Below are 6,893 nucleotides of genomic sequence, written 5' to 3' on the forward strand. Positions count from 1 at the left end.
TATTGAACCATGGCAAAAGAAGATTTTTATAAGCTTCTCGGTGTAGACAGAAACGCCAGTGATGCAGAGATTAAGAAAAGCTATCGCAGCAAGGCGATGAAATTTCATCCGGATAGGAATAAAGACAATCCGGTGGAAGCTGAGGCCCAGTTTAAGCAGATTAAAGAGGCTTACGAAGTTTTGTCCGACCCTAAAAAACGCGCTGCTTATGATCAATTCGGCCATGCTGGGGTTGACTCTTCGATGGGCGGTGGACGTGGAGCCGGCGGTTTCGGCGGTTTCGGCGCAGGCGAAAGCTTCAGCGATATTTTCGGTGATATTTTCGGCGGAGGGAGACAGCAGCGGAGCAACGTTCAGCGCGGTTCGGACCTGCGCTACAATCTGGAATTAACGCTTGAAGAAGCCGTATTCGGCACCGATGCCAAAATCCGCGTACCGGTGCTGGTTACCTGCGGCGAGTGCAGCGGTTCCGGCGCCAAAAAGGGTTCCAGTCCTATCATCTGTTCGACTTGTCACGGTCATGGTCAAGTTAGAATGCAACAGGGTTTCTTTTCGGTTCAACAAACCTGTCCAACCTGCCGCGGCACCGGCAAACAAATAAAAGATCCTTGCGGCGTGTGCTATGGTCAGGGTCGAGTCCAGGAAAATAAGACCCTGTCTGCAAAAATTCCAGCAGGTGTCGATACCGGCGATCGCATACGTCTGGCCGGGGAAGGTGAGGCCGGAGAACACGGTGGACCGGCAGGCGATCTTTACGTTCAGGTTCAAGTAAAAGATCATGAGATTTTTACCCGCGATGGCGCAAATTTATATTGCGAAGTGCCGATCAGCTTTCCTACCGCCTGCTTGGGCGGTGAATTGGAAGTGCCTACCTTAAACGGCAAAGTGCTATTAAAAATCCCTGCTGAAACGCAAACCGGCAAATTATTCAGGTTGCGCGGCAAAGGCGTTAAGCCGGTCAGAGGAGGGCCGGTCGGCGATTTGATGTGCAAAGTGCAAGTTGAAACGCCGGTACATCTAACCAAAGAACAAAAAGCCTTGGTTGAACAGCTCAGCGATTCCTTGTCCGGTAGCGGTAAGCATCATAGCCCTCAAGAGTCCTCATGGACGGACGGCGTAAAGAACTTTTTCGATAAACTCACAGGATAAGTCATGATGCGTATTGCTGTAGTAGGTGCGTCCGGCCGTATGGGCCTTTGCTTGATTAAAGCAGCGGCGCTGGCTAAAAATGCCGAATTGGCCGTTGCGGTGTCCCGTCCGGAAAGTCTTGCCATAGGCCGCGATGCGGGTGAACTGGCGGGCATCAGTGTGGTCGGCGTCAAAGTCGGCGATGACTTGGCGTCGGTCATCGATCAATTCGACGTGTTGATTGATTTTACCCGCCCCGATGCGTCGATGGCATTCATCGACATTTGCCGCGAGACTGGGAAAAAACTGGTCATCGGTACTACCGGCTACAGCGATCAGCAAAAAGCCCAAATCAGCGAAGCGGCAAAGGATGTGGCGATCGTGATGGCGCCGAATATGAGTGTCGGCGTTAACCTGTCGCTCAAATTGCTGGAGATGACCGCCAAAGTTATGGGTGATTACACCGACATTGAGGTAATCGAAGCCCATCACCGCCATAAAGTCGATGCCCCGTCCGGCACCGCATTGCGCATGGGTGAAGTGGTCGCCAACGCGCTAGGCCGGGATTTAAAAGACTGCGCGATTTACGGCAGAGAAGGCAATACCGGTGAGCGCGACCGGAAAACCATCGGTTTCTCAACGATACGCGCCGGAGACATCGTCGGCGAGCATACCGTGATGTTTGCTGACGACGGCGAGCGTGTAGAGATTACTCATAAAGCCACCAGCCGCATGACTTTCGCCAATGGCGCAGTCAGGGCTGCGGTCTGGCTGGCGGATAAAAACACCGGCTTGTACGACATGCAGGATGTTTTGGGGCTTTCTTGATTGGGGCGATATGTGGAGCATAAACAACATGTACCTATCTGGCTATCGTTAGAGAAAATAGCACATTGACTAAATCCCTTTATGAATCAAAATAGCTTTTTGGTACTTGATATAAATATATGGGTGCATAAACCCGACTATTAAGCACTTTCTTGGGAGCCGTAAAGAAAATTCAGGAAAATTATCGGTTAATTGAACAATTGATGAGGCGCGAGATGATTTTATAATTCCATCACACGTATTTTGAGCTTAATTTATAAGGGGCCACAGATGAAAATTCTACTTACTCTCGCCGTTGCTTTCATGCCTATTGCGGCATGGCCTCAATCTGAGCCCCCCTACTTCGGTGCCTGAATCCGAAAGTATTGAATTGGAATTCTTATGTTTTTGTTAACCCATAAGAAACATAAGTAAGTAATCAAGTTCTTGACCCATATTGGTTATGTATGTGTCTGTTTTATTGAATCTCAAACTCAGATGGTAAAAACATTCTGCCATGACTGACGGTTGGTATCGGAATATTCGGCTTGCAACTTTAGTTGGTCTGCTGCTGATTCTTGTGTTTTTTTTATTACTTCCTCCCAAACTATCAAGCCAAACTTTGTGGATTGGGCCTTATAATTTGCAGGCAGATTTAGCGATTCGCGAAGAAGACCAACAGCGCGGTTTACAGTTTCATCTGCCATTGGATGACGGTGAGGCTATGCTTTTTGTATTGCCGCAGCAAAAAAAACTATGTATGTGGATGAAATATACCTTCATGCCGCTTTCAGTAGCTTTCATTCGGAGCGACGGAATGATCGTCAATATGGCAGATATGTATCCTCTTAGCACTAAAAAGCATTGCGCGAAAGAAGAAGTGCGTTATGCATTAGAAGTACCGCTAGGGTGGTTCGATGATAGAGGAATCGGCAGTGGAATGGTTGTTAGGCGAAACGATGGAGTTCGATTCGATTGATGTGGGTATGACGGGAAACAGGTAGGGTCAAAACAGGCCTTACATTTGACATTATTTGTCTTCTTTTCCATCTGTTCCTGCCCGGTTCACGGTGGCTTAACTCATACCAAAATATTCACCCACTTGGGCAAGTGTATAGTATCTACTCCGATACGCTTGGGTCATACTTTCGTCGCGGGTTTGATCGCGCTCAGCAAAATAGCTCAATGGTTTTATGGGGGCTGTTTTTGCTTTTAGGATATGTCTTTAAGCGATTGCTCGGGGTTGAGCTTGCATTGTATATTTTTTCCAAAATAATCATCGCCCAGAAAAATCTGGTTTTTCAACTGTTACCAGGGTGAAGGCTGTCCTTTACTTTGAGGAACTTCATGCCTTTGGACAAGGTTGGCGTGTTGGTTTCAATCAGCAAATGATAGTGATTGTTCATTAGGCAATAAGCGTGGCAATATCAATCGTAGCGATTGACCGTATTATGCAGCAACGCCAAAAACTGCTGACGATTAGCATCGTTACATGACAAGCTTTGGCAGACTATCGGCAGAGTATGGATCCGTTCCACGCCGAGAAATGCCTGAATGTTTTTAAAAACGTAAGTTATGCTTTTGACTAACGAAGAAATGCTCTAATTCAAATTGTTCGTGCATCATATTTGACTATATCTCAATTTATTCAGCCGAACCATATGTTCAGGGGATTATTTACAGTGATTTATTTCTCTTTAAGGGATATTATTACTAATTTTTATAAATTTGAAGAATATTAAATGTTCAACCCTAAGCTTTCTTTTCTGGCAAGTAAAATGCGGATTTAACGAAAGATACTAAAAATGAAACGCATTTTTTCTATTTTCTTTATCTTTTTCGTATTTATTACCGGAGGTTATTGGTCTGCCTATTCGAATGTAAGGCCGATTATTTATTTCTACAATACAGAAACAAACATCAATAATTTTGCCACGTTAAAAATGGCTTTTGATATTTATTTGGTGAACCATGGTGGCTATTACTTCCAGCCTTTCGATCTTAGAGAAAACTTTGAAGCAGCAATCCAGAAAAAAGGCGATATTTATTTATTATCCAGTTGGCATTTAAAAGCTTTACAGCAGAAGAAAGTGCCGCTGGAAATTGCCTTAATCGGAACATCCAAGGGTAATACAACACAACGAAAAGTATTAAGCGCGAAAAAAGACATTATCGATGTCGCGATGCTTAAAAATACTGTAGTCGCCGGAGCAGGAAGCGAAGAATACATCCAAAGTGTATTGAAGCAAATACTCGGTAAAGAGCACGAGGCATTGCTTAAAGACATCAAAATACTCATTGTACCTAAAGACATCGATGCAGTAATGGCGGTGGGTTTTGGCATGGCAACCGCTGCCATTTCCGCAGAAAGCGGTTTAGATAAGCTGGCGATGATGAATCCTAATCAATTTCGAGAACTACATAGCTTAGGTTTTAGTGAAAAGGATTATTTACTAATCGCAGCAACACTGAAAAAACCGGATCAACAAGAAGCTCAATTACTTGAGGTGTTACGCAAAATGTCCGAGACAGAGGAAGGTGAAGCAAATTTAAAATTATTGGGCATAGATGGCTGGAGAACATTGAAATGAAATACCCTTTAATAATCACTCCAGCATTAATCAACAACATATCACCTATAGCATTATACAAAACCTGTATTTTCTATATCACTGTGAGCTATGCAGGAGATACAACCCGAAGGATGTGGAAATTAATGCCGCGTCTGAAGCAGCAACCCAAAGCAATACAGATGCAGCATAGCAGTACGTCGAATAAAGACAGGGATCAACTATGAAAATGATAAGTTTTTGTAAATTCCTAATCCTGTTGACTCTTTTTTTGGCTAATGCCGGTTTTGCCCAGTCGAATAAAATACTGATAGTTAACAGCGACAATGCTGTCTATCGATATGAAAAAATCGCTAGTGAATTTAAAAAAGTCTTACAACAGAATGGCTATCAATGGGCAGAATTCAACTTAGACACTCATGCCGATGCCGAGGCGGAACTGAAGCAATTAATCCAGCAAGAAAATCCAGTGCTTATTTATTGCATAGGAACCAAAGCTTATTCGTTAGCGCGAAATTATGCTCCTAACAAAAAATTGGTATTTTCAGCTGCTATAAATTGGCGAAGATTGAACATCAGTGAAAAAACTTATGGTGTAGCTAACGAATTATCGTCGGCACAAGAAATATCTTTATTACGCTATTTCTTTCCAGCAGTTAAAACGATAGGTTTATTCTACAGTGACAAATTTAGCCGTGAATACATAGAAGCCATTAAAAAAGATGCCTTAGCCTTAGGCATAAATATCATTAATCGGCCCATTAATGATGCACAAGAGATTAATGATGCACTCAATGAATTGCTGCCGAAAATAGATATGTTCTGGATTATTCCAGACCCTGTAGTCTTAAGCAGTAAAGAAGCGGTGCAGCAAATTTTCCAATCGGCGAAACAACAAAAGAAGCCCGTATATGCCTACAGTGATGTGTTTATAGAGCAAGGTGCGGTTTTGGCCATTTCTGCGGATATTGCAACGCTTGGGCGGCAGTCTGCGAATTTAGCCCTGATGATGGATAAGGATAAAGTGTCGGCGGGTACAGTGCAAAGCCCTGCAGGCTCAACGGTAACTTTAAACAAATGCGCTATCGACGCATTACAACTCAACTTCAATCAAGACGCCCTGGATTCGGTTAATAAAATTGTGGGGTGTGATAAGCATGATTAAATATTTATACATCTTACCGGTCGGAGCCCTGATCTTGAGTTCGAGCGCTTTTGCGGAAATATCAGCGGAGCATGACAGCTTGGAAAACGAATTGGCTTATCTGGCTGCTGAAAGACAGGTCGTGGTCACTGCCTCGAAAATTGTAGAGCATGTGGACAAGACTATTGCCACAACGACAGTTATTACCCAAGATGATATTGCGCATATCGGTGCACGTAATTTGTTGGATGTATTGCGTTTAGTTCCGGGTATCGGTATTACTCAAAATCAGATTGGAATTCGTGAAATTGAAGTTCGCGGTGTTAAAACATCGTTATCCGAAAAAGTGCAGATTATGTTGAATGGTCATCCGTTGGATCATAATCTGCAAAATGCCGGCAGTACTTGGGTTTACGATGATTTACCGGTTGATACGATCAAGCGCGTGGAAGTTGTGCGTGGACCGGGTTCGGCTTTATATGGCGCTAATGCTTTTCTTGCCGTGATTAATATCATCACTCAAAACGCCAAGGATTTGAATGGATTGCATACCTCAGCCGGTTGGGGGAGTTTCGATACCCAGCAATACCGGGCATCTTGGGGCAAGCAATTTGACAATAGCGCCGAAGCCGCATTGCATTTTAATTTTACCGATACCAACGGTATTAATTCGCCGATACCCGCCGATAGTTTGAGCATACAAGGCCTTACTTCTTCGGCTCCCGGTAGAAGCCAACTTACTGAAGGCCGATATGACTTGGAATGGCAGTTAGGTTATCAGGACTTTAAACTGGACGGGCGTTATATAAATAAAAAGACAGGCACATTTTTTGGGGCAACATCTATTCTCAGCGATGACAGGACTCAACAGGATTATAACGATTATTTCCTGCGCTTGAGCCGAAACTGGAAAATTAAAGATAATTTAACGGTAGATACCCAAATATTTCACGATTTTTTTAGCATTGATAACATATGGCAACTTGCGCCAGCTCAATTTGCTCGTTTCGGTCTCCAGGACACACGTACTGGAGGTGAAATTCAAGCCAATTATCATGTCAGTAACGCGCAAACCGTAATTAGTGGATTTTCCTATGCAAAAGAGCAGCAGGGGAATCTTATAGATCAATCTGGAATTGATCCGGCCCATTTGATGCCGGCATCGTCTACTACCGCCAAAGAAAGAACGCGAGAGCGCTGGGGCGTTTATATTGAAGATGTTTGGAATCCGTTAAAAAGTTTAC

General features: G+C 43.9%; 6 protein-coding genes. All 6 read left to right on the forward strand.

Translation table 11 applies throughout. From position 1 onward, the window contains the following. Positions 1–9: 9 nt before the first annotated feature. Complete coding sequence (dnaJ, locus tag EPO18_RS02130; RefSeq protein ID WP_292429865.1) at positions 10–1,149, forward strand: molecular chaperone DnaJ; 1,140 nt, start codon at positions 10–12, stop codon at positions 1,147–1,149. A gap of 3 nt (positions 1,150–1,152) precedes the next feature. Then, positions 1,153–1,956, forward strand: a complete 804-nt coding sequence (dapB, locus tag EPO18_RS02135) for a 4-hydroxy-tetrahydrodipicolinate reductase (RefSeq protein WP_292429868.1) — start codon at positions 1,153–1,155, stop codon at positions 1,954–1,956. Positions 1,957–2,452: 496 nt separating this feature from the next. Further along, positions 2,453–2,914: a DUF192 domain-containing protein gene (locus EPO18_RS02140; RefSeq protein WP_292429870.1), complete on the forward strand. Its 462-nt coding sequence runs from the start codon at positions 2,453–2,455 to the stop codon at positions 2,912–2,914. An 826-nt stretch (positions 2,915–3,740) separates the two neighbouring features. Continuing rightward, complete coding sequence (locus EPO18_RS02145; RefSeq protein WP_292429873.1) at positions 3,741–4,526, forward strand: PhnD/SsuA/transferrin family substrate-binding protein; 786 nt, start codon at positions 3,741–3,743, stop codon at positions 4,524–4,526. Positions 4,527–4,728: 202 nt separating this feature from the next. Beyond that, complete coding sequence (locus tag EPO18_RS02150) at positions 4,729–5,670, forward strand: ABC transporter substrate-binding protein (RefSeq protein WP_292429875.1); 942 nt, start codon at positions 4,729–4,731, stop codon at positions 5,668–5,670. Next, a partial coding sequence (locus tag EPO18_RS02155; RefSeq protein ID WP_292429877.1) for a TonB-dependent receptor plug domain-containing protein occupies positions 5,663–6,893 on the forward strand: 1,231 nt, incomplete at its 3' end. The genes EPO18_RS02150 and EPO18_RS02155, both read left to right, overlap by 8 nt.

Origin of the sequence: Methylobacter sp. (genome assembly GCF_004322395.1) — a bacterium.
In the GTDB taxonomy this organism is placed as follows: Bacteria; Pseudomonadota; Gammaproteobacteria; order Methylococcales; family Methylomonadaceae; genus Methylobacter_A.

Bases quoted from the DNA above. Each gene is read 5' to 3' on its own strand.
- EPO18_RS02150 (WP_292429875.1), top strand. From the start codon at position 4,729: ATGAAAATGATAAGTTTTTGTAAATTCCTAATCCTGTTGACTCTTTTT.
- EPO18_RS02145 (WP_292429873.1), top strand. From the start codon at position 3,741: ATGAAACGCATTTTTTCTATTTTCTTTATCTTTTTCGTATTTATTACC.
- dapB (WP_292429868.1), top strand. From the start codon at position 1,153: ATGATGCGTATTGCTGTAGTAGGTGCGTCCGGCCGTATGGGCCTTTGC.
- dnaJ (WP_292429865.1), top strand. From the start codon at position 10: ATGGCAAAAGAAGATTTTTATAAGCTTCTCGGTGTAGACAGAAACGCC.
- EPO18_RS02140 (WP_292429870.1), top strand. From the start codon at position 2,453: ATGACTGACGGTTGGTATCGGAATATTCGGCTTGCAACTTTAGTTGGT.